Below are 23,028 nucleotides of genomic sequence, written 5' to 3' on the forward strand. Positions count from 1 at the left end.
TCGGCTCAGATTTCCAAGGATGCAAGCACCGCCCGGACTTGCGCGCGTGTTGCGTCGAAGCTGGTGTCGGTGTGGATAACGTGATCCGCGCGGGCGCGTTTCTCGGCGTCGGGGGTCTGGCGGGCGAGGATCGCGGCGAACTTCTCCGCGGTCATGCCGGGGCGGGCGAGGACGCGGGCGCGCTGGACGTCGGGGGCGGCGGAGACGACGACGATCACGTCGACCTTGCGGTCGCCATCCGTCTCGAAGAGGAGAGGGACGTCGAAGACGACTCGCTGGCCGGCATGCTGGGCGAGGAAGGCGGCGCGTTCTTCGCCGACGGCGGGGTGGACGATCGCCTCGAGCCGCTTGATCGCGGCGTCGTTGCCGAACACCGCGGCGCCGAGCTTTGCGCGGTCGACTGCACCGTTGGTGGTGGTGCCGGCGAAGGCGGCTTCGATCGCGGGGACCAGTCGCCCGCCGACACCTTGCAAGCGGTGGACGGTCGCGTCGGCGTCGAACACGGGGACGGCTTCGTCGGCGAACATCGCGGCGACGGCTGATTTGCCCATGCCGATCGATCCGGTGAGGCCGATGATCATTTGATTAGCAGCGCGCGAAGATCGTCGTCGCGATCGCGCGGTGGTTCCACGTGGAACAATATCTCGAAGGCGACCGCAGCTTGGCCGATCAGCATCTCCAGGCCGTCGACGGTTTCGAGATCGCGCGCGCGTGCCGCTTTCAGGAGGCCGGTTTCGAGCGGGGAATAGACGATGTCGTAGACGAGCGAGTCCGGTTCGAGCGCGCCGAGATCGATATCGAGCGGTGGTTGACCGGCCATGCCGAGTACGCTGGCGTTGACGAGCAGGCGCGATGGCGGGGCGGCGGGGCCGATCGGGAGCGCTTGACCCTTGAGGCCGAACGTCGACAGCAATGCCGCGCCCTTCAGCGGATTGCGGTTGAGGATCGTCACCGGGCCGACACCCATTCGCGAGAGCGCGAACAGGATTGCGCGGGCAGCACCGCCGGCGCCGATCACCGTGACGGGTTGGCCAGCGATGTCGAGGTCGTCGATCGGCGCCCAGAACCCGGCGGCGTCGGTGTTGGTGCCGATGCAGTCGCCCGCTTGGTTGCGAAACACCGTGTTGATCGCGCCGATCGTTCCGCGGACGTTGCCGGGATCGGAGACGTGGTCGAGTGCGGCGAGCTTGTGCGGCATCGTGATGTTGCACCCGCGCCAGGCTGGGTCGGCTTTGCGTTCGGCGAAGTAGGCGGGGAGGGTGTCGGCGGTGACGAGCTTATGGCGGTACTCTGCGTCGATCCCGAGCACGTCGAGCCAGAAGCCGTGGATCAGCGGCGATTTCGACTGTGCGATCGGATCGCCGATCACTTCTGCATAGGGACGGGTCATTCGAAGCTCCGTGTTTCCCCGCGGCGGCGGGGATCCAGTCTGGGCACCCGCCTTCGCGGGTGAACAAGAATTAGTCTAGCGCGGGCGGATTGCCATGTGCAGCTCCTACTCAATCCTCCCCCGCAAGGGGGAGGTGGCACCGAAGGTGACGGAGGTGGAGGACACGGAACGCGCGTTTCGCATGCCTCCCCCTCCGTCTGGCAAGCGCCAGACACCTCCCCCTGGCGGGGGAGGATTGAAGCTTCGGGTTACGCCGGCAACTCGCCGCGGACGCGGAGGAAGTCGAGGACGTTGAGTAGCGGCATGCCGAGTACCGTGAACTGGCTTCCCTCGATCCTGGCGAACAGTTGCGCGCCGGGGCCTTCGATCCGGTAGCAGCCGACGCAGCCGGAAATCGCAGGCCATTCCGCGTCGAGATACGTCTCGATGAACGCGTCGGACAGCGGGCGGACGTGCATCTTCGCGCGCTCGACGTGGCGCCAGATCGCCTGGCCGTTCTCGGCGATGACCGCGGCGCTCCAGAGGTCGTGACGCTTACCCGACATCAGCCGCAGGTGTGCCGCCGCATCTGCGCGGTCTACGGGCTTGTCGAGGATGGTGCCGTCTTCCAGTGCTACCAGCGAGTCGCTGCCGAGGACGAGATAGCCGGGCATTCTCGCGGATACCTTGAGCGCCTTCAGTTCGGCCAGCGCATCGGCGAGATCGCGGGGCGACAGGTCGCGTAGCGCCGCCTTGGCTGCATCCTCGTCGACGCCGGCGAAGGTCGCCTCGAACGGTACGCCGGCGGCGGTCAGCATCGCGCGACGCGAAGCGCTTTGCGAGGCGAGGATCAGGCTCATGACTCGACCTTCGGAGCGGCGTCGGCGCGGCGCTGGTTGCACAAGGCGATGATCGCCGCTGCGGTTTCCTCGATCGAACGCCTGGTAACGTCGATCACCGGCCAGCCATTGTCGGCGAACATGCGGCGCGCAAAGGCCAACTCGCGCATCACCGCTTCCTCCTCGACATAGGACGTGTCGGGCTGCTGGTTGAGCGACAGCAGGCGGTTGCGGCGGACCTGGATCAGCCGGTCCGCACTGGTCGTAAGGCCGACGATCAGCGGGTTGGCGAGCTTGTAGAGGTTTAGCGGTGGTGGGCTTTCCACGACGATCGGGATGTTCGCGGTCTTGTAGCCGCGGTTGGCGAGATAGATCGAGGTCGGCGTCTTCGACGAACGCGACACGCCCGCAAGGACGATATCGGCCTCCTCCCATTCTTCCGAGGCGATCCCGTCGTCGTGCGCGATCGTCCACTGGATTGCATCGACGCGCGCAAAATAGGCCGCATCTAGGACATGCTGACGGCCCGGTCGCGCCTTCGCCTGCTGTCCCAGTAACCCGGAAAGTGCGTCATTCACGGGGTCGAGCGGCGCCACCGCGGGCAGCCCCAACGCCAGGCACCTTTGCTCCAGAATCCGCCGGGTCGCGGGGTTCACCAGCGTGAAGACGACCAGCCCCGGGTTCTGCGCGATCTCCTGAAGGATACGCTCGAGATGCGCCTCGGTGCGGACCATCGGCCAGAAATGGCGGACCGTCTCGACGTCGTCATATTGCGCCAGCGCCGCCTTCGCGATGTTCTCCAGCGTCTCGCCGGTTGAGTCCGACAGCAGATGAAGATGGAGCCGGATCATCGGCATCTTGTCCCCAGCGATGGGGTCCCTGGGCGTGGATCTGTGGATAACATGGGGAGAAGGGCTAGCGTAACTCATCCCCCTCGCCAAGCGACCGGTGTGCCGTGGATAACACCCATTCTATCCACATGCCCGCGCACAGGGGCCGATTTTATCCACAGGCTGTGGGTAACGGGGAGCCTTGAATCGAATCAGCGCGTTTGTGGGCGTGCCGAGGGGTCAAGCTGTTGGCATTTCCGGGATCACCGCATAAGTCCCGGGTTCAACCGCCCAACCACTGCAACAACCTATTTCTAGAATCTTCTTATAGTAGAAGAAGGGTGCTCCGCTGACCGATCCGACCTCCCATTCGCCGTCCTTCAAGCCGCTCCTGGCGACCCTTCGCGGGGAGCGTCAGGCCGTGCCGCCGCTGTGGCTCATGCGGCAGGCGGGGCGGTATCTTCCCGAATACCGTGAACTCCGCGCCGAGAAGGGCGGGTTCCTCGCGCTCGCGACGGATCCCGACGCCGCGGCCGAAGTCACGCTCCAGCCGATCCGCCGGTTCGGGTTCGACGGCTCGATCCTGTTCTCGGACATCCTGATGATCCCTTGGGCGCTCGGGCAGGATTTGAGCTTCGGGGTCGGCGAGGGGCCTCGGCTCGAGCCGGCGCTGGTCGACCATGCGCTCGATCGGTTGCAGCCGGTGATGGGGCGGCTGGAGCCGGTCTACGGCACCGTTGCGAAGGTCGCCGCTGCCTTGCCGCCCGAGACGACGTTCCTGGGCTTTGCGGGGTCTCCCTGGACGGTCGCGACCTATATGGTGGCGGGGAAGGGTTCGAAGGATCAGTCCGAGACGCGGCGCTTTGCGTATCGCGATCCCGAGGCATTCGGTGCGATCATCGATGCGATCGCGAACAACACGGTCGAGTATCTCGCGCGGCAGGTCGAGGCGGGCGTCGACGTGGTGCAGCTGTTCGACAGCTGGTCGGGCTCGCTCTCGCCCGCACAGTTCGAGCGCTGGGTGATCGCGCCGACCGCATCGATCGTCGAGCGCCTCCACGCGCGTTGCCCCGGCGTGCCGATCATCGGCTTTCCGAAGGGGGCAGGGGGTAAGCTTCCGGCCTATGCGCGTGAGACCGGCGTCGATGCGATCGGGCTGGACGAGACGGTCGATCCGGTGTGGGCGCACGCATCGTTGCCGGCGGACATGCCGGTGCAGGGCAATCTCGATCCGCTCGCGTTGATCGCAGGTGGGGCGGATCTCGATGCGGCGATCGACCGGATCCTCGCGGCGTTCGTCGATCGCCCGCACGTCTTCAACCTCGGCCATGGCATCCTGCCCGACACGCCCATCGCGCATGTCGAGCAGCTGATCGCCCGCGTAAGGAGCACGACATGAGCGGTTTTCTCGGCGCTGCCTATGACTGGGTGAAGGCGGCGCATTTGATCTTCGTGATCTTCTGGATGGCGGGGCTGTTCATGCTGCCGCGCTATCTCGTGTATCATCAGGAGGCGCTGGCGGCGGGCAACACGACCGAGGCGGCGAACTGGGTCGAGCGCGAGAGCAAGATTCGCCACATCATACTGACGCCGGCGATGATCGTCGTCTGGGTGCTGGGGATCGCGCTGGCCTTGAACCTTGGGCTGGCGGACGGCGCGCCGGGGCTGGGGTGGCTGCACCTGAAGCTGGTGCTGGTGCTGCTGTTGTCGGGGTATCACGGCTGGGCGGTCGGCTATGCGAAGAAGCTCGCCGCGGGGAAGCCGACGCTGGCGGGGAAGCAGTTGCGGATGCTCAACGAGGTGCCTGCACTGGCGGTGACGCTGATCGTCGTGCTGGTGATCGTCAAGCCGTTCTGAACGCGTGTTCTCCTGCGAACGCAGGAGCCCAGGGTTACAGGCGATCGCGTCCGTGATCCTGGGCCCCTGCGTTCGCAGGGGAACGGCGAGAGCGGAGTTCCCGTCTCCGCTTGACTAACCCGCCCCCCAATTCTAACCCCTTCTCCCAACACGGCCTCCTGGCGTCCTGCCCGGTCGTGTCTTGCCAGACTCGTCTCGCCCAGTTCCGCTTCCCAAGCGCACCGCCGACCGAGCGTTCTCCCGTTGATTGCTATCCGGAAATCCCCATGCATCTCAAAGACCTGAAGAAAAAGAAACCCGCCGAGCTGGTCCAGCTGGCCGAGGAACTGGGGGTCGAGAGCGCCTCGACGCTGCGCAAGCAGGACCTGCTGTTCGCGATCCTGAAGGTCCAGGCGGACAATGGCGACCAGATCATGGGGCTCGGCACGATCGAAGTGCTGCCCGACGGCTTCGGCTTCCTGCGCTCGCCGGAATCGAACTATCTCGCTGGTCCCGACGACATCTACATCTCACCGAACCAGGTGCGGAAGTTCGGCCTGCGCACCGGTGACACGGTCGAGGGCGAGATCCGCGGGCCGAAGGATGGCGAACGCTATTTCTCGCTGGTGAAGCTCACGGCCGTCAATTTCGACGATCCCGACGTCGTCCGCCACCGCGTCAATTTCGACAATCTCACGCCGCTCTACCCCGAGAGCAAGCTGACGCTCGATCCCGCCGACCCGACCGTCAAGGACAAGTCGGCGCGGGTGATCGACATCGTCTCGCCGCAGGGCAAGGGCCAGCGCACGCTGATCGTCGCGCCGCCACGCGTCGGCAAGACGGTCATGTTGCAGAACATGGCCAAGGCGATCACCGACAACCACCCGGAGGTGTTCCTGATCGTCCTGCTGATCGACGAGCGTCCCGAGGAAGTCACCGACATGCAGCGCAGCGTGAAGGGCGAGGTGGTCAGCTCGACCTTCGACGAACCCGCGCAGCGCCACGTGCAAGTCGCTGAAATGGTGATCGAAAAGGCCAAGCGCCTGGTCGAGCACAAGAAGGACGTGGTGATCCTGCTCGACTCGATCACGCGTCTGGGCCGTGCCTACAACACCGTCGTGCCGTCGTCGGGCAAGGTCCTGACCGGCGGTGTCGACGCCAACGCGCTACAGCGTCCGAAGCGCTTCTTCGGCGCCGCGCGCAACATCGAGGAGGGCGGTTCGCTTTCGATCATCGCGACCGCGCTGATCGATACGGGCAGCCGCATGGACGAGGTGATCTTCGAGGAGTTCAAGGGCACCGGTAACTCGGAAATCGTGCTCGACCGCAAGGTCGCGGACAAGCGCATCTTCCCGGCGCTCGACGTCGGCAAGTCGGGCACCCGCAAGGAAGAACTGCTGGTCGACAAGGCCAAGCTCAGCAAGATGTGGGTCCTGCGCCGCATCCTGATGCAGATGGGCACGATCGACGCGATGGAGTTCCTGCTCGACAAGATGAAGGATTCGAAGACCAACGAGAATTTCTTCGATTCCATGAATCAGTGATCGAATGCGGCCCGCTGCACGCTGCAGCGGGACTCACATCGATCCGGCCGGCGGGGCGAGGCCCCGACCGACGACATGGGCTTTGCCCATGTCCGCCAAGCACACCAAGACGGCGCGCGAGAGCATGGCTTTCGCGTGCCGCTTTGCTATTAAACACCCTGAAAACCGTCACCGGGAGCTGACATCTTGAGTATCATCGCCATGCTGGCCGCCGCCGCATCGAGCACCGCGGGCCCCGGCTCGCCGCTGGAAATCTGGCAGCATATCGTCGCCGACTTCTCCAATCTGGGCGACCCGAAGGCGCTTGCCGCGTTCGGATCGGTCCTGATGATCGACCTCGTCCTCGCGGGCGACAACGCGATCGTCGTCGGCGCACTCGCCGCCGGGCTGCCGACCGACCAGCGCAAGAAGGTCATCCTGATCGGCATCGGCGCCGCGCTCGTGCTGCGCATCTTCTTCGCGTTGATCGTGACGTGGCTGATGGGGATAGTCGGACTGATCTTTGCGGGCGGCCTGTTGCTGCTCTGGGTCAGCTGGAAGTTCTGGCGCGAAATCCGCGAGGGCGCGGAGAACGCCGGCTCCGATGAGATCGAGGGCGACGAGCGATCGGGTATCCGTTCCTCGAAGGGCTTCGCCAGTGCGGCCTGGGCCGTCGCCGTCGCCGACGTCTCGATGAGCCTCGACAACGTCCTGGCGGTCGCTGGTGCGGCACGCGAGCATCCCGGCATCCTCGTCATCGGCCTGCTGCTGTCGGTCGCGATGATGGGTCTGGCGGCGAACTACATCGCGCGCGTCATCAACAAGTATCGCTGGATCGCGTATATCGGCCTCGCAGTGATCCTCGTGGTCGCGCTGAAGATGATCTACGAGGGCTGGGTCGGCACCGGCGAGACGCTCGGGATCATCTCGCTGCTGCGCTGATCGCGGTGCGGATGGGATAAGGAAAAGGCCTCGCCGGGATCGTCCGGCGAGGCCTTTTTCATGTTCGCCGTCAGCACTTCCGTCATGCCGGGCTCGTTCTGGCATTCACCGTTCCGCACGCTCGATAGTCGTGAATTCGCGGAACCGTGGACCCCGGAACTAGTCCGGGGTGACGGAGAGGTTTTAGCCCAAATTCTCCGCAAAGAACTTCGCCGTACGCTCGTCCGCCAGCTTGGCCGACGCATCCGAGCGCCGCTCGCCGAACTCGGTCGCGAAGCCGTGGTCCTCGCCCGCGTAATCGTAGATCGTCACCTTGGGGTGATCGTCGAGACCGGCGTGCATCGCTGCCTGCGCAGCCTTGTCGACGAAGTGATCCTCCTCCGGCACGTGCAACAGCACCGGGTGCGCGATCGCGTGCTTTTCGCCGAGCAGGCCGTCGATCCCGACGCCGTAATAGCCGACGCTCGCATCGACGTCGGTCCGCGCCGCGGTCATGAACGCCAGGCGCCCACCGAGGCAGTAGCCGACCACGCCGACTTTGGCGTCGTCACCGAGTTCGCTGCGGGCGGCGCGGATGCTCGCCTCGATGTCGGCGATACCCTTGTCCTGGTCGAATTTGCCCATCAGTTCGAGCGCACGGTCGAACTCGGGCTTGATGTCCGGATCAAGCTCGATGCCCGGCTTCAGCCGCCAGAACAGGTCGGGGGCGATTGCGAGATAGCCGGCCTCGGCGAGCGTATCGCACTTGCGGCGGATCCCTGCGTTCACGCCGAAGATCTCCTGGATCACGACGATCGCGTCCTTTGGCGTGCCTGCCGGCGTCGCGCGATACGCGGTGAATTCGCCATCGCCCGCGAGCGTGGCGATCTTTGCAGTGTTCGTCATAAAAGTCCTCCTTGCGGCCGCTCGTGGTCGAGCAGCTGGGATTTGGTGATCGGGCCTTCCCCCGCGGAGTACGCACCAAGCCTTCCCCCGGCTCCCAGAATTCGGTGGCAGGGGACGATGATCGGAAAAGGATTGCGTGCGCACGCTTGGCCGATCGCGCGCGGGCTCGAGCCGATCGCCTTGGCGAGCGCGCCGTAGCTTGCCGTGGTGCCGTAGGCGATGTCGACGATCGCCTGGCGAAGGGCGGCACCGCGCGGGGTAGGGGAGAGCGCGAGGGGCAGGTCGAACTCGGTAAGCCGTCCGGCGAAATACGCGTCGAGCTGGCGGAGTGCTTCCAGGATCGCGGGGGCATCGCTGGTCGAACCATCCTCGACGCCGATATCGATCGCGTCGATCCGGTCCCCGGTGCCGGTCACGCGGACCAGACCGATAGGCGTTGCGATCGAGGCGGCATCGCGCGCATACATTCCCCCGCTATGCAGCGCCGCGATGGACCGCTCAAGCGTCATCGAGGGTGCGTCACATGAAGATGAATATCGAGATCGAATGCACCCCCGAAGAGGCGCGTCGCGCGGTCGGGCTGCCCGACCTGACGCCGATCCACGATCGCTATATCGCGATGATGATGGAGGCGATCCCGGACGGCCAGATGAAGCCGGAAATGCTCGAGTCGATGATGCGCGGCTGGCAGCCGATGGGCGAGGCGGGGATGGCGATGTGGAAGCGGCTGTTCGACAGCGCGACGAAAAGCGGCTGAGTTTCCCGTGAAGACGATTTTCGCGGTATCGAGCGGGCGGCCACCAGCTGCGATCGCCGTGGTTCGTGTGAGCGGGCCTAAGGCGTTTGCCGCGGCCGAGGTGCTCGCGGGACCGTTGCCGGTGCCGCGCCATGCTAGCCTCCGGGGATTGCGGGACGCGGATGGCGCGCTTCTTGATCGCGCGTTGGTGATCGTGTTTCCGGGACCCGCGACGGCAACCGGCGAAGATCTGGTCGAGTTTCATTGCCACGGTGGTCGCGCGGTGATCGCTGCGGTCGAGCGGGTGTTGTCGGGGATGCCAGGCTTGCGACACGCCGAGCCGGGGGAGTTCACGCGCCGTGCTTTGACCAACGGGCGGATCGACCTGACCGAGGCGGAGGGGCTCGCCGATCTTCTCGAAGCCGAGACCGAGAGTCAGCGCGTCGCGGCGATGACGGCGGCCGAGGGGCGGGTGAGCCAAGCGGTCCGCGGCTGGATGGACTCGGTTGCGATGCTGTCCGCGCGGATCGAGGCGATGCTCGACTTCGCGGACGAGGACGACGTCGCGAGCGATACCGCAGCGTTCGACGCGATCGTCTCGGAGATCGACGCGCTCGCTGCGCAGATCGAGACGGTGGTCGATGCCCCGCCGGTCGAGCGGCTGAAGGACGGCCTGCGCGTCGTCATTGGCGGTCCGCCCAACAGCGGCAAGTCGACGTTGCTCAACCTGCTCGGCGAGCGCGATGCGGCGATCGTTTCGCCGATCTCGGGAACGACGCGCGATCGGATCGATGTGCCGGTGACGCGGAATGGTGTCGCCTATGTGCTGACCGACACCGCGGGTTTGATCGATACGCTCGATCCGATCGAGGCGATCGGCGTCACGCGTGCGGAAGGTGCGCTCGCCGCGGCGGACATCGTGATGTGGCTGGCGGACACCGCGCCGCCCCGCAGGGATGCGATCTGGATTCATGCGCGCGCGGATTTGCCGGGGCGGGGAGAACTGCCCTCCGGTCGGACATTGGCGGTCTCGCAAAACGACCAGGGATCGCTCGACTCACTGTGGGATGAACTGCATCGGCGAGCGATTGCTATGCTGCCGCGTGGCGATGAGATCGCGTTGAAGCAGCACCAGCGCCGGCAATGCGCTGCGGCAGTTAAGGCCCTGCGGTATCGAAGCTCGGACGCGCTTATCGTCGCGGAACACCTTCGACAGGCCCGTGCGATCCTCGCCGGCGTGCTCGGGCTCGATGCGACGGGGGAGATGCTCGACGCGCTGTTCGGACGTTTTTGCATCGGTAAGTGATGTTCCACGTGGAACATCTTTGACGCGTCGGTCGCGGCGTTCTACGGCCGTGACATGTTCGATGTAGTGGTGGTTGGCGGTGGCCATGCCGGAACCGAAGCCGCAGCCGCGGCGGCGCGGAGGGGCTCGCGTACCGCGCTCGTGTCGTTCGACGCTGCGCATATTGGCGCCATGTCGTGCAATCCGGCGATCGGAGGGCTCGGTAAGGGGCATATGGTTCGCGAGGTGGACGCGTTCGACGGGCTGATAGGCCGCGCCGCAGACGCTGCCGCGATCCACTATCGGATGCTCAATCGCAGCAAGGGTTCGGCGGTGCAGGGGCCTCGGATCCAGGCTGATCGCCGTCTCTATTCCGGTGCGATCCAGGCGATGCTTGCGACCACGGAAGGGCTGTCGATCGTCGAGGGCGAGGCGACGGCGTTGCATTTCGACGGCGATCGCGTGGCGGGTGTAGTGCTGGCGGATGGCGCGATCGTGGCGGCACGAGCGGTCGTACTGGCGACCGGCACGTTCCTGGGCGGACGGATCTTCCGGGGTGACGATCGCGAGGAAGGGGGGCGGATTGGCGAGCGGGCGGCCAAGCCACTTGCGGATCAGTTGCGCGCGCGGGACCTGCCGATGGCGCGGCTGAAGACGGGGACGCCACCGCGGCTCGATGGGCGCACGATCGACTGGGGCGCGCTTGCCGAGCAGCCCTCGGACCTTGATCCCTGGACGATGTCGCCAATGACTCGGGCGCGTCCGCTGCCGCAGATCGCGTGTGCCATCACGCGTACGACTGATCGGACGCATGCGATCATCCGTGAGGCATTCCATCGATCGCCGCTGTTTACCGGTGCGATCGAGGCGGCGGGGCCGCGTTACTGTCCGTCGATCGAGGACAAGGTGCATCGGTTCGGCGACCGCGACGGGCACCAGGTTTTCCTCGAACCCGAGGGGCTCGACGATGCGACGGTCTATCCGAACGGGTTGTCGACGTCGTTGCCGGTCGAGGTTCAGGCGGCGATGCTCGCTAGCATTCCCGGGCTCGAGCGCGTGACGATGACGATGCCGGGCTATGCGGTCGAATATGATTATATCGATCCGCGTGCACTCGATACGCGGTTAGCGCTGGGGGCGATCGAGGGCGTGTTTTGCGCGGGGCAGATCAACGGCACGACGGGGTATGAGGAAGCGGCGGGGCAGGGGCTCGTCGCTGGGCTCAATGCGGCGGCGTATGCGTGCGATCTCGCGCCGGTGATTTTGGATCGTGCGTCGAGCTATCTCGGGGTGATGATCGACGATCTCACGCTGCAAGGGGTGACCGAGCCGTATCGGATGCTCACGGCGCGCGCGGAGTTCCGGTTGTCGTTGCGCGCGGATAACGCCGAGACGCGGCTGGGTGGGATTGCGGAGGCGGCTGGGTGTCTTGGACCCGAGCGGCTGGCGCATCAGCATGCACTGGCCGAGGATCGTACTCGCTTCCGATCGGCGCTCGATTGCGAGCGGACGGCGACCCACGTGGCCGATCAGGGTGTGGCGATTGGTCGAGATGGTGCGCGGCGGACTGCGTTCGACTGGCTGCGGTTTGAGGGCGTCAAGCTCGAGCATGTCGCGCCGGACGCAGCGACGGGCATCCCGACCGCGGTCGTTGACGAAGTGTTAGAGGACGCGCGCTACGCTCCGTATATCGAGCGGCAGGCGCAGGAGGTCGCGCGGTTGCGGGCCGACGAGGCGATCCATTTGCCGGAGGACCTTGCCTATGACCGCGTGCCTGGCCTTTCGAACGAGATGATCGATCGCCTGAGCGCGGCGCGGCCGACCTCGCTGGCGGCGGCGGCGCGAGTACGGGGGATCACCCCGGCGGCTTTGTCCGCGGTATTATTGCATACGAAACGAGTGCCAGCATGACCGAAGACGATGCACAGAGCTGGACAACCGAACGGTTCGGGGCGGAGGTTACCGAGCGGCTGACAGCGTTCGTCGCGATGGTCGTCGAGGAAGCGCCGCACCAGAACCTGATTGCACCGTCGACAATCCCGACGGTCTGGGATCGGCACGTGGTGGACTCGCTCCAGCTCGTCGCTCTCGCTGGGGCGGATACGTCGTCGAAGCGCTGGCTCGATATCGGCACTGGCGGGGGGTTTCCCGGTATGGTCGTCGCGCTGGTTCGCGAGGGGCCGGTCGATCTGGTCGAGCCCCGGCGCCGGCGTGCGGACTTCCTCCAGCTTTGTGTCGCTCGGCTTGGCCTCGGCGATCAGGTCCGCGTTCACGCGTCGAAAGTCGAGAATGCGACCGCGGACGCGTCGATCATTTCCGCGCGAGCGGTCGCCTCGCTGCAAAACCTTTTGCGTGGCGCGGCGCACTGCGCCACAACGGAGACGCGGTGGTTGCTTCCTCGGGGGCGTTTCGACGAGGAGGAGCTGGCCGCGCTCAAGCAGCATTGGCGGTTTATGTTCCACGTGGAACAAAGCGTCACGAACCCGGAGTCGTCGATCGTGGTTCTGGATCGGGTAAGCGCGCGATGATCACCATCGCGGTCGCCAATCAAAAGGGTGGGGTGGGCAAGACCACCAGCGCCATCAACCTCGCGACCGCGCTCGCGGCGACGGGGATGCGTGTGCTGCTGGTCGATCTTGATCCGCAGGGCAACGCATCGACCGGACTCGGCATCGGTCATTCGCAGCGCGAGCGGTCGAGCTATGACGTGCTGGTCGGCGAGACGTCGATCGAGGACGCGGTGGTGCATACGCGCGTCCCCCGGCTCGATATCGTGCCGGCGACGGTCGACCTGTCGGGCGCGGAGATCGAGCTCGTCGATTTCGACGCGCGGACGCACCGGCTCGATCGTGCGGTGAAGGCGGCGCAGGGTCCTTGGGATATCGCGCTGATCGATTGCCCGCCGTCGCTGGGGCTGCTGACGATCAACGCGATGGTCGCGGCGGACTCGCTGCTGGTGCCGCTACAATGCGAGTTTTTCGCGCTTGAGGGGTTGTCGCAGTTGTTGAGTACGGTCGAGCGAATCCGCCAACGGTTCAATCCGGGTCTGTCGATCCTGGGGGTTGCGCTGACGATGTTCGATCGGCGTAACCGGCTGACGGATCAGGTTTCGGCGGACGTTCGCGCGGTTCTCGGCAAAGTGGTGTTCGAGACGGTGATCCCGCGGAACGTGCGGCTCTCGGAGGCGCCGAGCCACGGGTTGCCCGCGCTGATCTACGATCATCGCTGCTCGGGGTCGCAGGCGTATATTGCGCTCGCGCGTGAGCTTATCGGGCGGCTTCCGGCAACTGCGCAGGTTGCGGCATGAGCGACGGTAACAAACGTGGTCGCCCGGGGTTGGGCAGGGGCCTCAACGCGCTGCTCGGCGAGATGGCGCGCGAGACGCCGGTATCGGCGGATGGTGCGGCGCAGCAATCGACAGGTGTGCGGATGCTGCCGGTCAGCTCGCTGTCGCCACATCCTGATCAGCCGCGGCGGCATTTCGACGAGGCGATGCTCGACGAACTCGCGGCGTCGATCGCGTCGCGGGGGCTGATCCAGCCGATCGTCGTCCGCCCGCACGGCCACGATTATCAGATCGTCGCGGGCGAGCGGCGCTGGCGGGCGGCGCAGCGTGCGCGGCTCCACGAGGTGCCGGTCGTCGTCCGCGACTTCGACGACGCCGAGACGCTCGAGATCGCGCTGATCGAGAACATCCAGCGGGAGGACCTCAACGCGATCGAAGAGGCGCAAGCGTATCAGCGGCTGGCGGGCGAGTATGGCCACACGCAGGAGGTGCTCGCCAAGATCGTCCATAAGTCGCGCAGTCATGTCGCGAACCTGCTGCGGTTGCTGGAGCTGCCGGCGCAAGTGCAGTCGCAGGTGGTCGATAGATCGCTGTCGATGGGGCATGCTCGGGCGTTGCTCGGGTCGCCCGATGTGGAGTCGCTGGCGGACCAGGTCGTGTCGCGGGGGCTGTCGGTGCGCGAGACCGAGAAGCTGGCGCGGGATGCGAAGCCTGGGCGGAGCCGGAGTGGCGGTGGTTCGTCCGAGCCTCGGGTGCCGGATGCGGATATTGCGGCGTTGGAGCGGCAGTTGGCTGATTTGCTCGGGTTGCAGGTGAAGGTGGCGCATACCGAGACTGCGGGGACGCTGACGTTGAGTTACTCGACGTTGGACCAGCTTGATATGGTTTGCCAGCGGCTGACGGGTGGGGCGATCTGAGACGCGACGGATCTCAACCGTCCTGAGTAGCCATCGAGTAGCGGCATCGCCGTGTATCAAGATGGCGTATCGAAGGACGGGTTGGCGCGCGGAACCCATGCTTCGATACGAGCCCTCGATACGCTCCTGACGGAGCTACTCGGTCTCTACTCAGCACGAACGGGGAGGGGGCAGATGCGTTAGTTTCGCCGGGCGATCGCTTGGGATAGCGCCACCACTGCTGCCTCCGCCACAACTCCACCAGCATTCCCCGATGCCATGATCGCGCGCTCGGCGGTCCGGACGCGCTGGATCGCGGTGGCGAGCATTACCGGTGACCAGCGGCGCAAGGACCGCGCGGTGCTGGCCTCTTCCTTGAAGAACACGCGGTGGCGTTTCATCACGGCGTCGACCGCTTCGCCGCGGTCGATTTCGCCGCGCATGTCGGCGAGCGCGATCAGGCGGCGGACGAGTTGGCGGAGCCACGGGATCGGCGAGGTGCCGGCTTCTTCGAGCACGGCGAGTTCGGCGCCGAGATCGTCGACCCGGCCCTCGATCACCGCATCGATCGCGCGGCTCATTTCCGCATCGCCGAGGTCCGCACCGACGGCATCGAGTGCGTGGTGATCGAGGTCCGCGGGGCGATCGGGTGCGGCGTCGAGATACAACGCAAGCTTCTCGATCTCGCGCGAAATGACGGCGCGGTCGCCGCCAGTGGTATCGACCAGGCGGCGGGCGACGCCGGGGGCGGGGCGGAGGCCGTTCTCGTTGGCGATCGTCGTTGCGAGGCGTTCGGCGTCCTGCGCGGTCGGGGCGTAGCAGGCGAACGCCATCGCGCGCGGGGAGTCGATCGCGAGCTTGACGATCTTGGCGGTGGATTTGACGGTCGGGGCGATCGCGACGACCGGGTTGCCGACGCGTTCGGCCGCGAGCAGGTTGGTGAAGGCTTCCAGGCTTTCCTCGCCGGCCGACGCAACGCGGACGAACCTTGCGCCGGCGAACAGCGACAGCGACGCGGCTTCGTCGGTCAGCCGGCCGGGGTCGCTCTTGAGCGTCGAGCCGTCGAGATCGACGCGTTCGGCATCCGCGCCCATCGCCTTGGCCAGCACGCGGGCGAGGTCGCTTGCGCCGGCCTCGTCGGGGCCGTGGAGCAGGTACAGGCGGATGTCGCCGCCCGGCTTGGCCAGCGCACCGCGGATCTGGCCGGCGCTGGCCTTCACTTGGCGGGCGTAGTGGCCTGCGCCGCGGCGACCGCAGGCGTGTTGCGCGCATACAGCGCAACGCGCGCGACGATCTGGTCGGCGACGATCTGCGACAGGCGTTCGAGCGCGGTATTCTCAGCGGCGATCGTCGCATATTCGGAGCGGACGACGTCGATGCCGGCGTCGGAGCCGGCGGTCGCGTCGAGCAACACCGAGTTGTCGCCGATCCGCACGAGCTGATAGCGCGCGCGCAACGTGCGGCGTTCGCGCGAGACGCTGTCGTCGGTGCGGACGCCGAGGCCGCTGATCGTGTCGTCGAGGCGGATGTCGATCCGGTAGAGCGCAGGTGCGCCGTTCGAGGGGAGCCGATCGCGCAGTGCGGTCGCCATCAGCCAGCCATTCTTGCCCGCGATCGGCGCGACCTCGACCTGGCCGAGCGCGCCCGCGACCGGACCGCTGCTGCCGCCCGCATAGAGCGGGTGCAGCCCGCAGCCGGACAGTGCGGGTGCCAGCGCCAGCGCGCCGAGGATCGCCAGCCGCTTCATGCGACGATGTTCACGAGACGGTCGGGCACGACGATCACTTTCCGGGGCGCTTTGCCCTCGAGCAGGCGGACGATCTTCTCGGAGGCGAGCGCGGCGGCTTCGACCTCGTCCTTCGGCGCGCCCTTGGGGAACACCAGCGTATCGCGCAGCTTGCCGTTGACCTGCACCGCGATCGTGACCTCGTCGTCGACCAGCATCGCGGGATCGACGATCGGCCAGGCGGCGTCGGCGATCAGGCCGTCGTTACCTGCGGTCGCCCAGGCTTCCTCGGCGACGTGCGGCACCATCGGGCTGACGAGCAGCAGCAGCGTGCGGACCGCCTCTTCGCGATCTGCGGAGGGGGGAGCCTTCTCGATCGCGCTGCACAAGGAATAGAGCCGTGCGACGGCCTTGTTGAACTGCAAGGCATTGATATCGCTCTCGATACCGACCGTCGTCCGGTGGCAGAGCTTGCGCAACGCGATGTCGTCGCCCTCGGCCTTGGCGGCACCGTCGGACTCGATCAGACGCCAGAGACGCTGGACGAACCGCCACGCGCCTTCGATGCCCGATTCGCTCCAGGGAAGGTCGCGCTCGGGCGGTGAGTCGGAGAGCACGAACCAGCGCACCGCGTCGGCGCCGTACTGGTCGACGATCGGCTCGGGATCGACCACGTTCTTCTTCGACTTCGACATCTTCTCGATGCGACCGACGGTGATCGCGTCACCGGTCGCGATCTCGATGCCGTCGCGCACGTCGTCGGGGCCGAGCCAGCGCCCGTCCGCGGACTTGTACGTCTCGTGCGTGACCATGCCTTGCGTGAACAGCCCGGCGAACGGCTCGGCGATGTCGAGCATGCCGATATGCTTCAGCGCACGCGTCCAGAAGCGCGCGTAGAGCAGATGCAGGATCGCATGCTCGACGCCGCCGATATACTGGTTGACCGGCAGCCACTTCTCCGCGCCCGTCCGGTCGAACGGTTTTGCGTCCGGCTGGCTGGCGAAGCGTATGAAATACCACGACGAATCGACGAACGTGTCGAGCGTATCGGTCTCGCGCCGTGCTGCGCCGCCACAGGACGGGCAGGGGACGTTCTTCCACGTAGGATGGCGATCGAGCGGGTTGCCGGGGATGTCGAACGACACGTCCTCAGGCAACACGATCGGCAGCTGGTCCTTGGGCACCGGCACCGCGCCGCACGCGTCGCAGTGGATGATCGGGATCGGCGTGCCCCAATACCGCTGGCGGCTGACGCCCCAGTCGCGCAGGCGGAACACGGTCGTGCCCTTGCCCCAGCCTTCGCCCTCGGCGCGCTCGATCACGGTGCGCTTGGCGTCCTCGATATCCATCCCGTCGAGGAAGTGCGAGTTCACCAGAGCGCCGGCACCCGTCCAGGCGGTGTCGCCGACGAACACGGGAGCCTCGTCATCGCCTTCGGAGACGACCCGCTTGACCGGCAGGTCGTATTTGCGCGCAAAATCGAGATCGCGCTGGTCATGCGCGGGCACGCCGAACACCGCGCCGGTGCCGTAGTCCATCAGTACGAAGTTCGCGATGTAGACCGGGAGTTCCCAGCTCTTGTCGAGCGGATGCGTCGCGCGGATACCGGTGTCGAAGCCCAGCTTCTCCTGCGTGTCGAGCTCCGCCGCGGTGGTGCCGCCACGCTTGCACAGCTCGATGAACGCGGCCGCATCGGGGTTCGTCTCAGCGATCGCGCGCGCGATCGGATGATCCGCGGCGACCGCGACGAAGCTCGAGCCGAACATCGTGTCGGGACGAGTCGTGAACACGTCGACCGAATCGATTCCCCTCCCGCCTGCGGGAGGGGTCAGGGTAGGGGAGGCCTCCCCAATCGCCGTCGCCGCGGTCGTGTCAGGCCCTCCCCCGACCCCTCCCGCAAGCGGGAGGGGAGCAGTGAGCGCGAACTTGAACTGCAACCCCTGGCTGCGGCCGATCCAGTTCTCCTGCATCAGCTTGACCTTGTCGGGCCAATGCTCGAGCGCGCCGAGACCGTCGACCAGCTCGTCGGCAAAGTCGGTGATCTTGAGGAACCACTGCGACAGCTTGCGCCGCTCGACCAGCGCACCCGAGCGCCAGCCGCGCCCGTCGATCACCTGCTCGTTGGCGAGCACGGTCATGTCGACGGGATCCCAGTTGACCGCCGATTCCTTGCGGTAGACGAGCCCCGCTGCGAACAGGTCGAGGAACAGCGCCTGCTCATGCCCGTAATAGTCGGGCTCGCACGTCGCCAGCTCGCGCGTCCAGTCGAGCGCGAAGCCGAGGCGCTTGAGCTGCGCCTTCATCGTCGCGATGTTGGCGCGCGTCCAGTTGCCCGGATGCACGCCCTTTTCCATCGCCGCGTTTTCGGCGGGCATGCCGAACGCGTCCCAGCCCATCGGATGGAGCACTTCCATGCCCTTCATCCGACGGAACCGCGCGAGCACGTCGCCCATCGTGTAGTTTCGGACATGCCCCATGTGGATGCGCCCCGACGGATAGGGGAACATCTCGAGCACGTACGAGCGCGGCTTGGTCGACAGGTCGTCCGCGGCGAACGTCTTGCGCTCGTCCCAGACCTTCTGCCACGCCGCGTCCGCCTTCAACGCATTGAAACGCGACGCCATTATATCAGTCCTCAGCCCGCGATCGAGGCGCGGCGCAGGTCGCGGGCCTTGGTCAGGATGATGTCCTCGAGCTTCTGCGTGGTCGCTGCCTGGACCGGCGACGAAACCCACTGGCCGTTGCGATTGACTTCGCGGAGGGCAGCGACGCGCAGCGCATCGGCGCGCAGATCCTGGTCGAGGATCGAGACGGTCACCTTCATGCGCTCGGTCGGGGTCTGCGGATTGATGTACCAGTCGGTGACGATCACGCCGCCATTGGAGTCGGTCTGCAGCAGCGGCATGAAGCCCAGCGTGTCGAGGCTCGCGCGCCACAGGTAGCTGTTCACGCCGATCGTGGTGATCTTCGACGCGGCGAGATCCGCCTTGGGACGCGCCGATCCGCCGCCGCAAGCGACGAGAGGCAGGGCAAACAGCACGACTGCGATACGCGAGCGGCGGAACATGGGCATCATCCTGGCAAGAAAATCAGCCCTTGCTCTACAGGCGAGCCCGCGCGCCCGCAAGCAGACGCCGACGTGCGCGACGAGCATATGCGCGGGGGGCTGCCCCGACCGGGAGAGCAATCGATTCGGTAGCGCTATCGCGGCGATCTGTGTGCTGATTGCAACACTGTCCGACAATTCGGCGACGAAGGGTGGGAATGGGCGGTTCTGCGGCCTTTGCTGTGGATCAATTCATGTTAGATGCGGTTTAACAGGATCCGATTACGGGATTCGAAGGACAGATTCGTTGTGATGACGCGTGGGGGAATAGTTGGGGTGGTTGCCGGGGCGCTTGTCGCCACCGCCGCAATCGTCGCGCCTGCCTTCGGCGCCAGCGAACAGCCCGCCCGGATCGCCAAGCATAACGTCGCCGCGGTTCGCGGTATCGGATCGTTCACGCCAGCCGCCGCCGACCCCCGCCTTGCCGCGATGTTCGCGCGCGGTGGCTTCGACGCGGGTAGTTTCAAGTTCACGCCCGCCGAGACGCGCCAGGATAATCGCGCGGTGACCGTTGCGGTTCGTGCGCAGACCAACCGCGGTGTTGCGAACACGGCCAGCCTCGCTTCGACCACGCCGACCGTCGGTATTGCGCCGATTGCCTACAACCTCGGCATGTCGGTGGGTTGGAAGCGGTTCGCGATCTCGGGCGACGTGAACAAGCTCGATCTCGGCGTGATGCCGGGTGGGCGTGAAGCGGCCGACCTTGCGGTGAGCTATAGCGCCAAGCGCTTCAGCGGCACGGTGAAGGCTGTGGCGGATCGGCCGCTGTCGAGCGCACCACGCCTCGTCGAGGATGCGCCGAGCTATTCGGTCGATCTTGGCGGGTCTTACGCGCTGACGCGTAGCCTCGCGGTGACCGCGGGCGTGCGGTATCGGTCGGATCGCGAGCGCTTCGTGAAGGTCGATGACGACCGTCGCGACAGCCAGGCCGTGTATCTAGGCACCGCCTTCCGCTTTTAGACGTCCAGCAAAGTGGTACTTTGCTGGAGTTTTTGAACGGTCGGGTGACCTTACCGCGCCGCTTTTCCTTCAGGGATAGAGTTTGGCGCTGCCTTCCCTTTGGCGTCTCCACGGCAAAAGCTGGGGTATTCCTCGATACGGGCAATGCGGGCCCCAGTGTGAGATCCCAGCTTTCGCTGGAATGACGGGGTCGCGGTGTTCGTTCTCGCTTAGCAGCTAACGGATCCAGGCATCGATCGCGGCCCAGCCGTGGAAGCCGAACCGCTGAATGCGCCGCCAGCGCGACTCGGTCATTCCGCCTAGCGCGATCATTGGTATCCCGAGTCCTCGTCCGATCCGCATAGCCCGCGCTGGACCGATCCCCGCCGCGCCGTCGTGCGACCGGGTGACGTGGATCGGCGACACGAACATGGCAGCAGATCCGGCGCGCTTGCCAGCCAAGGCCTCGCCTCTCGAATGTGCTGGCCAGGTTCTGATCCCGCGAGTGTGTGCCCGACCATGCACGCCGTCCGCCGCGACTGTGGACTCTCCAGCCACCACCACGACCAGCCTCCGGGCCTGGGCCAAGCGCATAATCCGCCCCAGCAGCGCACGGCGTTCCCGCGCAGGCGTAGCGTAATGGCGAAACACCACCCCTGATCCCGGCGGCAACTGCCTGAGCGCGAGCCACAGTGCGTCGCCCATCCGCTCGTCGGTCATCAGCCAGCGCGCGGGAATGGGGTTACGACGGGCCACGCCGCTGCCTATAGCGCGCCGCATGATTGCTGACGACACCACCAAATTGCAGGCCATCCGCACCCGGATCGCCAAGGCCGCCGAGATCGCGGATCGCCGCGCGGACGACGTGACGCTGATCGCGGTCTCCAAGACGCATCCGGTCGAGGCGATCGAACCGCTGCTCGTCGAGGGCCAGCGGGTGTTCGGCGAAAACCGGGTGCAGGAAGCGTCCGAGAAATGGCCGGCGTTGCGTGAGAAATATCCCGACGTCGAACTGCACCTGATCGGCCAACTCCAGTCGAACAAGGCGGCCGAGGCAGTGGCGCTGTTCGACTGCATTCACGCGGTCGATCGCCCGTCGCTGGTCACCGCGCTAGGGAAGGCGATGGAGGCGAGCGATCGTCGTCCGGACTGTTTCCTCCAGGTCAACATCGGCGACGAACCGCAAAAGGGCGGCTGCGCGATCGCGGACCTGCCCGCGCTGGTGGAACAGGCGCGCGCCGCCGGTTTGCCGATCGCCGGGCTGATGTGCCTGCCGCCCGCGGACATCGAGCCGGCGCCGTATTTCGCGCTGCTCGCCAAGCTCGCGCGCGACCACGGGCTGACCGGGCTCAGCATGGGCATGTCCGACGATTTCGAGACCGCGGTGACGATCGGCGCGACTCATGTCCGGATCGGCAGCGCGTTGTTCGGCGCGCGGGGGACGGGCGCGTGAGCATTTCGGTTCGGTTCGACGCGCTGCTGTTCGACTTCGACGGCGTGCTGATCGACAGCGAAGCCGTCGGCAACCGTCAGATCGCCGAATGGCTTACCGCCGCGGGGCACCCGACCAGCGCCGAAGATTCGATGGCGAATTTCATGGGGCTCGCCGGGCCGCAGTTCATCGACGCGGTCGAGCGCTGGATCGACCGTCCGCTGCCCGAAGACTTCTACGCGGCGCGCAAAGCCGAGGACGAGCGCGTGATGGCGGCGGGCGTCGACGCGATCGAGGGCGCGGTGGCGTTCGTCCGCTCGCTCCCCGCCGACCTGCCCAAGGCGATCGTTTCGTCGAGCCCGGTCGCGTGGATTGCGCGGCATCTGGAGCATATCGGCCTGCGCGATGCGTTCGGCGATCATCTCTATAGCGGGCGGGAGCATGTGACGAACGGCAAGCCTGCGCCTGATTTGTATCTGTTCGGGGCGCGGCAACTTGGGGTCGATATCGCGCGGACGGCTATCCTTGAGGATTCGCCTGTGGGTGCGACTGGGGCAGTGGCTTCGGGGGGCTATGTCATTGGTTTGTCGGCGGGGTCGCATTGCAATGCCGAGCATGGCGCGCGGCTGAAGGCGATTGGTGTCGACGCGCTGGCGGAGAGCTTCGACGACGTGGCACGGTTGATTGGGTAAGCTAGACCCCGGTTATGAAAGTCAGGGACAAGCCAGCCAGTATTCCGCTCCGATAGCCACACCCCCCCGGCGAAGGCCGGGGTCCAGTTGGTGAACGGCAATGACGGCGGACGGACCTTCGCTACATCGGCCTTCCCGACTGGGCCCCGGCCTTCGCCGGGGGGGGCGTTCGAGGAATGCGCAAACTCAACGCGTCCGCTGCGACCGCTAGCCCCGCTTACGTCGCCAGATCGCGCCGATCCCAGCGACTAGATCATACGGGATCGCCGCCGCCTCGCGCGACCGCATTTTGAGCTGGTACCGCCGGCTCCCGCCATGCGGCACGTGGATCGCGCTTGCGGGCATGCCGAGCATCGCGAACAGCATGCGAATGCGGGGCTGGTGATAGCCGTCGGTGCAGATCATGCACTGCGCATAATGCCCCGCGCGCGCGAAGGCGGTTGCAGCGACGACGCTTTGCAACGTATCCACGCTGGCCTCGTCGAGATGGATACGCGACGGGTCGACCGTTTCCGCCAGCACATCCGTCATCACGGATGCTTCCGACGGGCCATGCGTCCCCTTCGCGCCGGAGCAGAACAGGTCCGCATCGACGTAGCGCGCCGCCGCCGCCGCTGCGAACGCGATGCGGCGGGCGAGGGTGGGGCTCGGGCTGCCGTCGGGACGAACCGCCGCGCCGAACACCACGATCAGGCGTCTTGAGGGT

General features: G+C 66.2%; 25 protein-coding genes. 13 read left to right on the forward strand and 12 right to left on the reverse strand.

Annotated elements, in window-relative coordinates; genetic code table 11:
- Nucleotides 1–5: 5 nt before the first annotated feature.
- The 4 genes from coaE to AC1ME3_RS06150 all read right to left on the reverse strand — a co-directional run bounded on the left by coaE (nucleotide 6) and on the right by AC1ME3_RS06150 (nucleotide 3,059).
- Nucleotides 6–581 carry a dephospho-CoA kinase gene (coaE, locus tag AC1ME3_RS06135; protein WP_480955271.1) on the reverse strand — a complete coding sequence of 192 codons (576 nt, stop codon included), beginning with the start codon at nucleotides 579–581 and terminating at the stop codon, nucleotides 6–8.
- A complete protein-coding gene (locus AC1ME3_RS06140; RefSeq protein ID WP_480955272.1) occupies nucleotides 578–1,390 on the reverse strand; it encodes a shikimate dehydrogenase family protein in 813 nt (270 codons plus the stop codon). Before AC1ME3_RS06140 ends, coaE begins: the two co-directional genes overlap by 4 nt.
- A gap of 248 nt (nucleotides 1,391–1,638) precedes the next feature.
- A complete protein-coding gene (locus AC1ME3_RS06145; protein ID WP_480955273.1) occupies nucleotides 1,639–2,229 on the reverse strand; it encodes a Maf family protein in 591 nt (196 codons plus the stop codon).
- Entirely contained in the window at nucleotides 2,226–3,059 is an 834-nt protein-coding gene (locus AC1ME3_RS06150; RefSeq protein WP_056488303.1) for a pyruvate, water dikinase regulatory protein, read from the reverse strand. Before AC1ME3_RS06150 ends, AC1ME3_RS06145 begins: the two co-directional genes overlap by 4 nt.
- 328 nt (nucleotides 3,060–3,387) lie before the next feature.
- On the opposite strand from AC1ME3_RS06150, the gene hemE reads away from it, so the two are divergent.
- The 4 genes from hemE (at nucleotide 3,388) to AC1ME3_RS06170 (ending at nucleotide 7,339) form a co-directional block, all read left to right on the forward strand.
- Nucleotides 3,388–4,437 carry a uroporphyrinogen decarboxylase gene (hemE, locus tag AC1ME3_RS06155; protein ID WP_480955773.1) on the forward strand — a complete coding sequence of 350 codons (1,050 nt, stop codon included), beginning with the start codon at nucleotides 3,388–3,390 and terminating at the stop codon, nucleotides 4,435–4,437.
- Entirely contained in the window at nucleotides 4,434–4,895 is a 462-nt protein-coding gene (locus tag AC1ME3_RS06160; protein ID WP_121886474.1) for a CopD family protein, read from the forward strand. The genes hemE and AC1ME3_RS06160 overlap by 4 nt, the downstream gene beginning before the upstream one ends.
- Nucleotides 4,896–5,161: 266 nt before the next feature.
- Entirely contained in the window at nucleotides 5,162–6,418 is a 1,257-nt protein-coding gene (gene rho / locus AC1ME3_RS06165; RefSeq protein WP_031395107.1) for a transcription termination factor Rho, read from the forward strand.
- Nucleotides 6,419–6,619: 201 nt separating this feature from the next.
- The gene (locus tag AC1ME3_RS06170) at nucleotides 6,620–7,339 is read left to right on the forward strand and encodes a TerC family protein (RefSeq protein ID WP_480955774.1); all 720 of its coding nucleotides are present in this window, start codon (nucleotides 6,620–6,622) and stop codon (nucleotides 7,337–7,339) included.
- Nucleotides 7,340–7,522: 183 nt separating this feature from the next.
- Here AC1ME3_RS06170 and AC1ME3_RS06175 read toward each other — a convergent pair whose 3' ends face one another.
- Together AC1ME3_RS06175 and AC1ME3_RS06180 are read right to left on the reverse strand one after the other, a co-directional pair.
- Nucleotides 7,523–8,224, reverse strand: a complete 702-nt coding sequence (locus AC1ME3_RS06175) for a dienelactone hydrolase family protein (protein ID WP_480955274.1) — start codon at nucleotides 8,222–8,224, stop codon at nucleotides 7,523–7,525.
- Nucleotides 8,221–8,691, reverse strand: coding sequence for a methylated-DNA--[protein]-cysteine S-methyltransferase (locus AC1ME3_RS06180; protein WP_480955275.1), 471 nt, complete (start codon nucleotides 8,689–8,691; stop codon nucleotides 8,221–8,223). The genes AC1ME3_RS06175 and AC1ME3_RS06180 overlap by 4 nt, the downstream gene beginning before the upstream one ends.
- A gap of 56 nt (nucleotides 8,692–8,747) precedes the next feature.
- Between AC1ME3_RS06180 and AC1ME3_RS06185 the strand changes: the two genes are divergently transcribed.
- Genes AC1ME3_RS06185 through AC1ME3_RS06210 form a run of 6 tightly spaced genes read left to right on the forward strand, consistent with a single transcriptional unit; the run spans nucleotide 8,748 to nucleotide 14,448 of the window.
- The gene (locus AC1ME3_RS06185) at nucleotides 8,748–8,981 is read left to right on the forward strand and encodes a DUF6489 family protein (protein WP_056053820.1); all 234 of its coding nucleotides are present in this window, start codon (nucleotides 8,748–8,750) and stop codon (nucleotides 8,979–8,981) included.
- A gap of 7 nt (nucleotides 8,982–8,988) precedes the next feature.
- On the forward strand, nucleotides 8,989–10,266 hold the full coding sequence (gene mnmE, locus AC1ME3_RS06190; protein WP_480955276.1) for a tRNA uridine-5-carboxymethylaminomethyl(34) synthesis GTPase MnmE: 1,278 nt from the start codon (nucleotides 8,989–8,991) through the stop codon (nucleotides 10,264–10,266).
- A gap of 54 nt (nucleotides 10,267–10,320) precedes the next feature.
- Nucleotides 10,321–12,156, forward strand: a complete 1,836-nt coding sequence (gene mnmG / locus AC1ME3_RS06195) for a tRNA uridine-5-carboxymethylaminomethyl(34) synthesis enzyme MnmG (protein WP_480955277.1) — start codon at nucleotides 10,321–10,323, stop codon at nucleotides 12,154–12,156.
- Nucleotides 12,153–12,773: a 16S rRNA (guanine(527)-N(7))-methyltransferase RsmG gene (rsmG, locus tag AC1ME3_RS06200; protein ID WP_480955278.1), complete on the forward strand. Its 621-nt coding sequence runs from the start codon at nucleotides 12,153–12,155 to the stop codon at nucleotides 12,771–12,773. The genes mnmG and rsmG overlap by 4 nt, the downstream gene beginning before the upstream one ends.
- Nucleotides 12,770–13,552 carry a ParA family protein gene (locus AC1ME3_RS06205; RefSeq protein WP_056064325.1) on the forward strand — a complete coding sequence of 261 codons (783 nt, stop codon included), beginning with the start codon at nucleotides 12,770–12,772 and terminating at the stop codon, nucleotides 13,550–13,552. The genes rsmG and AC1ME3_RS06205 overlap by 4 nt, the downstream gene beginning before the upstream one ends.
- On the forward strand, nucleotides 13,549–14,448 hold the full coding sequence (locus tag AC1ME3_RS06210) for a ParB/RepB/Spo0J family partition protein (RefSeq protein WP_480955279.1): 900 nt from the start codon (nucleotides 13,549–13,551) through the stop codon (nucleotides 14,446–14,448). Before AC1ME3_RS06205 ends, AC1ME3_RS06210 begins: the two co-directional genes overlap by 4 nt.
- A 179-nt stretch (nucleotides 14,449–14,627) precedes the next feature.
- On the opposite strand, the gene holA is transcribed toward AC1ME3_RS06210, so the two are convergent.
- From holA to AC1ME3_RS06230, 4 genes are read right to left on the reverse strand one after another with little or no spacing between them, the layout of a single operon-like run.
- Entirely contained in the window at nucleotides 14,628–15,647 is a 1,020-nt protein-coding gene (holA, locus tag AC1ME3_RS06215; protein ID WP_056053835.1) for a DNA polymerase III subunit delta, read from the reverse strand.
- Entirely contained in the window at nucleotides 15,644–16,174 is a 531-nt protein-coding gene (gene lptE, locus AC1ME3_RS06220; RefSeq protein WP_480955280.1) for an LPS assembly lipoprotein LptE, read from the reverse strand. The genes holA and lptE overlap by 4 nt, the downstream gene beginning before the upstream one ends.
- A complete protein-coding gene (gene leuS / locus AC1ME3_RS06225) occupies nucleotides 16,171–18,777 on the reverse strand; it encodes a leucine--tRNA ligase (RefSeq protein ID WP_480955281.1) in 2,607 nt (868 codons plus the stop codon). The genes lptE and leuS overlap by 4 nt, the downstream gene beginning before the upstream one ends.
- Before the next feature lie 11 nt (nucleotides 18,778–18,788).
- Nucleotides 18,789–19,220 carry a DUF3576 domain-containing protein gene (locus AC1ME3_RS06230; RefSeq protein ID WP_056053843.1) on the reverse strand — a complete coding sequence of 144 codons (432 nt, stop codon included), beginning with the start codon at nucleotides 19,218–19,220 and terminating at the stop codon, nucleotides 18,789–18,791.
- A 291-nt stretch (nucleotides 19,221–19,511) separates the two neighbouring features.
- Here AC1ME3_RS06230 and AC1ME3_RS06235 point away from each other — a divergent pair, with 291 nt between their 5' ends.
- Nucleotides 19,512–20,219 carry a hypothetical protein gene (locus AC1ME3_RS06235; protein WP_353466927.1) on the forward strand — a complete coding sequence of 236 codons (708 nt, stop codon included), beginning with the start codon at nucleotides 19,512–19,514 and terminating at the stop codon, nucleotides 20,217–20,219.
- A 216-nt stretch (nucleotides 20,220–20,435) separates the two neighbouring features.
- Here AC1ME3_RS06235 and AC1ME3_RS06240 read toward each other — a convergent pair whose 3' ends face one another.
- Nucleotides 20,436–20,954, reverse strand: a complete 519-nt coding sequence (locus tag AC1ME3_RS06240) for a thiamine phosphate synthase (protein WP_480955282.1) — start codon at nucleotides 20,952–20,954, stop codon at nucleotides 20,436–20,438.
- A gap of 22 nt (nucleotides 20,955–20,976) precedes the next feature.
- Here AC1ME3_RS06240 and AC1ME3_RS06245 point away from each other — a divergent pair, with 22 nt between their 5' ends.
- Together AC1ME3_RS06245 and AC1ME3_RS06250 are read left to right on the forward strand one after the other, a co-directional pair.
- Nucleotides 20,977–21,651, forward strand: coding sequence for a YggS family pyridoxal phosphate-dependent enzyme (locus tag AC1ME3_RS06245; protein WP_480955283.1), 675 nt, complete (start codon nucleotides 20,977–20,979; stop codon nucleotides 21,649–21,651).
- Nucleotides 21,648–22,322: an HAD family hydrolase gene (locus AC1ME3_RS06250; RefSeq protein ID WP_480955284.1), complete on the forward strand. Its 675-nt coding sequence runs from the start codon at nucleotides 21,648–21,650 to the stop codon at nucleotides 22,320–22,322. Before AC1ME3_RS06245 ends, AC1ME3_RS06250 begins: the two co-directional genes overlap by 4 nt.
- 207 nt (nucleotides 22,323–22,529) lie before the next feature.
- On the opposite strand, the gene AC1ME3_RS06255 is transcribed toward AC1ME3_RS06250, so the two are convergent.
- On the reverse strand, nucleotides 22,530–23,009 hold the full coding sequence (locus tag AC1ME3_RS06255; protein WP_480955285.1) for a YdcF family protein: 480 nt from the start codon (nucleotides 23,007–23,009) through the stop codon (nucleotides 22,530–22,532).
- Nucleotides 23,010–23,028 lie beyond the last annotated feature (19 nt).

The sequence above is a fragment of the Sphingomonas sp. BL2 genome (genome assembly GCF_056680015.1).

Excerpts from the sequence above, each read along its gene's own strand:
- coaE (WP_480955271.1), bottom strand. The coding sequence starts at position 581 with ATGATCATCGGCCTCACCGGATCGATCGGCATGGGCAAATCAGCCGTC.
- AC1ME3_RS06140 (WP_480955272.1), bottom strand. The coding sequence starts at position 1,390 with ATGACCCGTCCCTATGCAGAAGTGATCGGCGATCCGATCGCACAGTCG.
- AC1ME3_RS06145 (WP_480955273.1), bottom strand. The coding sequence starts at position 2,229 with ATGAGCCTGATCCTCGCCTCGCAAAGCGCTTCGCGTCGCGCGATGCTG.
- AC1ME3_RS06150 (WP_056488303.1), bottom strand. The coding sequence starts at position 3,059 with ATGATCCGGCTCCATCTTCATCTGCTGTCGGACTCAACCGGCGAGACG.
- AC1ME3_RS06160 (WP_121886474.1), top strand. The coding sequence starts at position 4,434 with ATGAGCGGTTTTCTCGGCGCTGCCTATGACTGGGTGAAGGCGGCGCAT.
- rho (WP_031395107.1), top strand. The coding sequence starts at position 5,162 with ATGCATCTCAAAGACCTGAAGAAAAAGAAACCCGCCGAGCTGGTCCAG.
- AC1ME3_RS06170 (WP_480955774.1), top strand. The coding sequence starts at position 6,620 with ATGCTGGCCGCCGCCGCATCGAGCACCGCGGGCCCCGGCTCGCCGCTG.
- AC1ME3_RS06175 (WP_480955274.1), bottom strand. The coding sequence starts at position 8,224 with ATGACGAACACTGCAAAGATCGCCACGCTCGCGGGCGATGGCGAATTC.
- AC1ME3_RS06180 (WP_480955275.1), bottom strand. The coding sequence starts at position 8,691 with ATGTATGCGCGCGATGCCGCCTCGATCGCAACGCCTATCGGTCTGGTC.
- AC1ME3_RS06185 (WP_056053820.1), top strand. The coding sequence starts at position 8,748 with ATGAAGATGAATATCGAGATCGAATGCACCCCCGAAGAGGCGCGTCGC.
- mnmG (WP_480955277.1), top strand. The coding sequence starts at position 10,321 with ATGTTCGATGTAGTGGTGGTTGGCGGTGGCCATGCCGGAACCGAAGCC.
- rsmG (WP_480955278.1), top strand. The coding sequence starts at position 12,153 with ATGACCGAAGACGATGCACAGAGCTGGACAACCGAACGGTTCGGGGCG.
- AC1ME3_RS06205 (WP_056064325.1), top strand. The coding sequence starts at position 12,770 with ATGATCACCATCGCGGTCGCCAATCAAAAGGGTGGGGTGGGCAAGACC.
- AC1ME3_RS06210 (WP_480955279.1), top strand. The coding sequence starts at position 13,549 with ATGAGCGACGGTAACAAACGTGGTCGCCCGGGGTTGGGCAGGGGCCTC.
- lptE (WP_480955280.1), bottom strand. The coding sequence starts at position 16,174 with ATGAAGCGGCTGGCGATCCTCGGCGCGCTGGCGCTGGCACCCGCACTG.
- leuS (WP_480955281.1), bottom strand. The coding sequence starts at position 18,777 with ATGGCGTCGCGTTTCAATGCGTTGAAGGCGGACGCGGCGTGGCAGAAG.
- AC1ME3_RS06230 (WP_056053843.1), bottom strand. The coding sequence starts at position 19,220 with ATGTTCCGCCGCTCGCGTATCGCAGTCGTGCTGTTTGCCCTGCCTCTC.
- AC1ME3_RS06235 (WP_353466927.1), top strand. The coding sequence starts at position 19,512 with ATGACGCGTGGGGGAATAGTTGGGGTGGTTGCCGGGGCGCTTGTCGCC.
- AC1ME3_RS06245 (WP_480955283.1), top strand. The coding sequence starts at position 20,977 with ATGATTGCTGACGACACCACCAAATTGCAGGCCATCCGCACCCGGATC.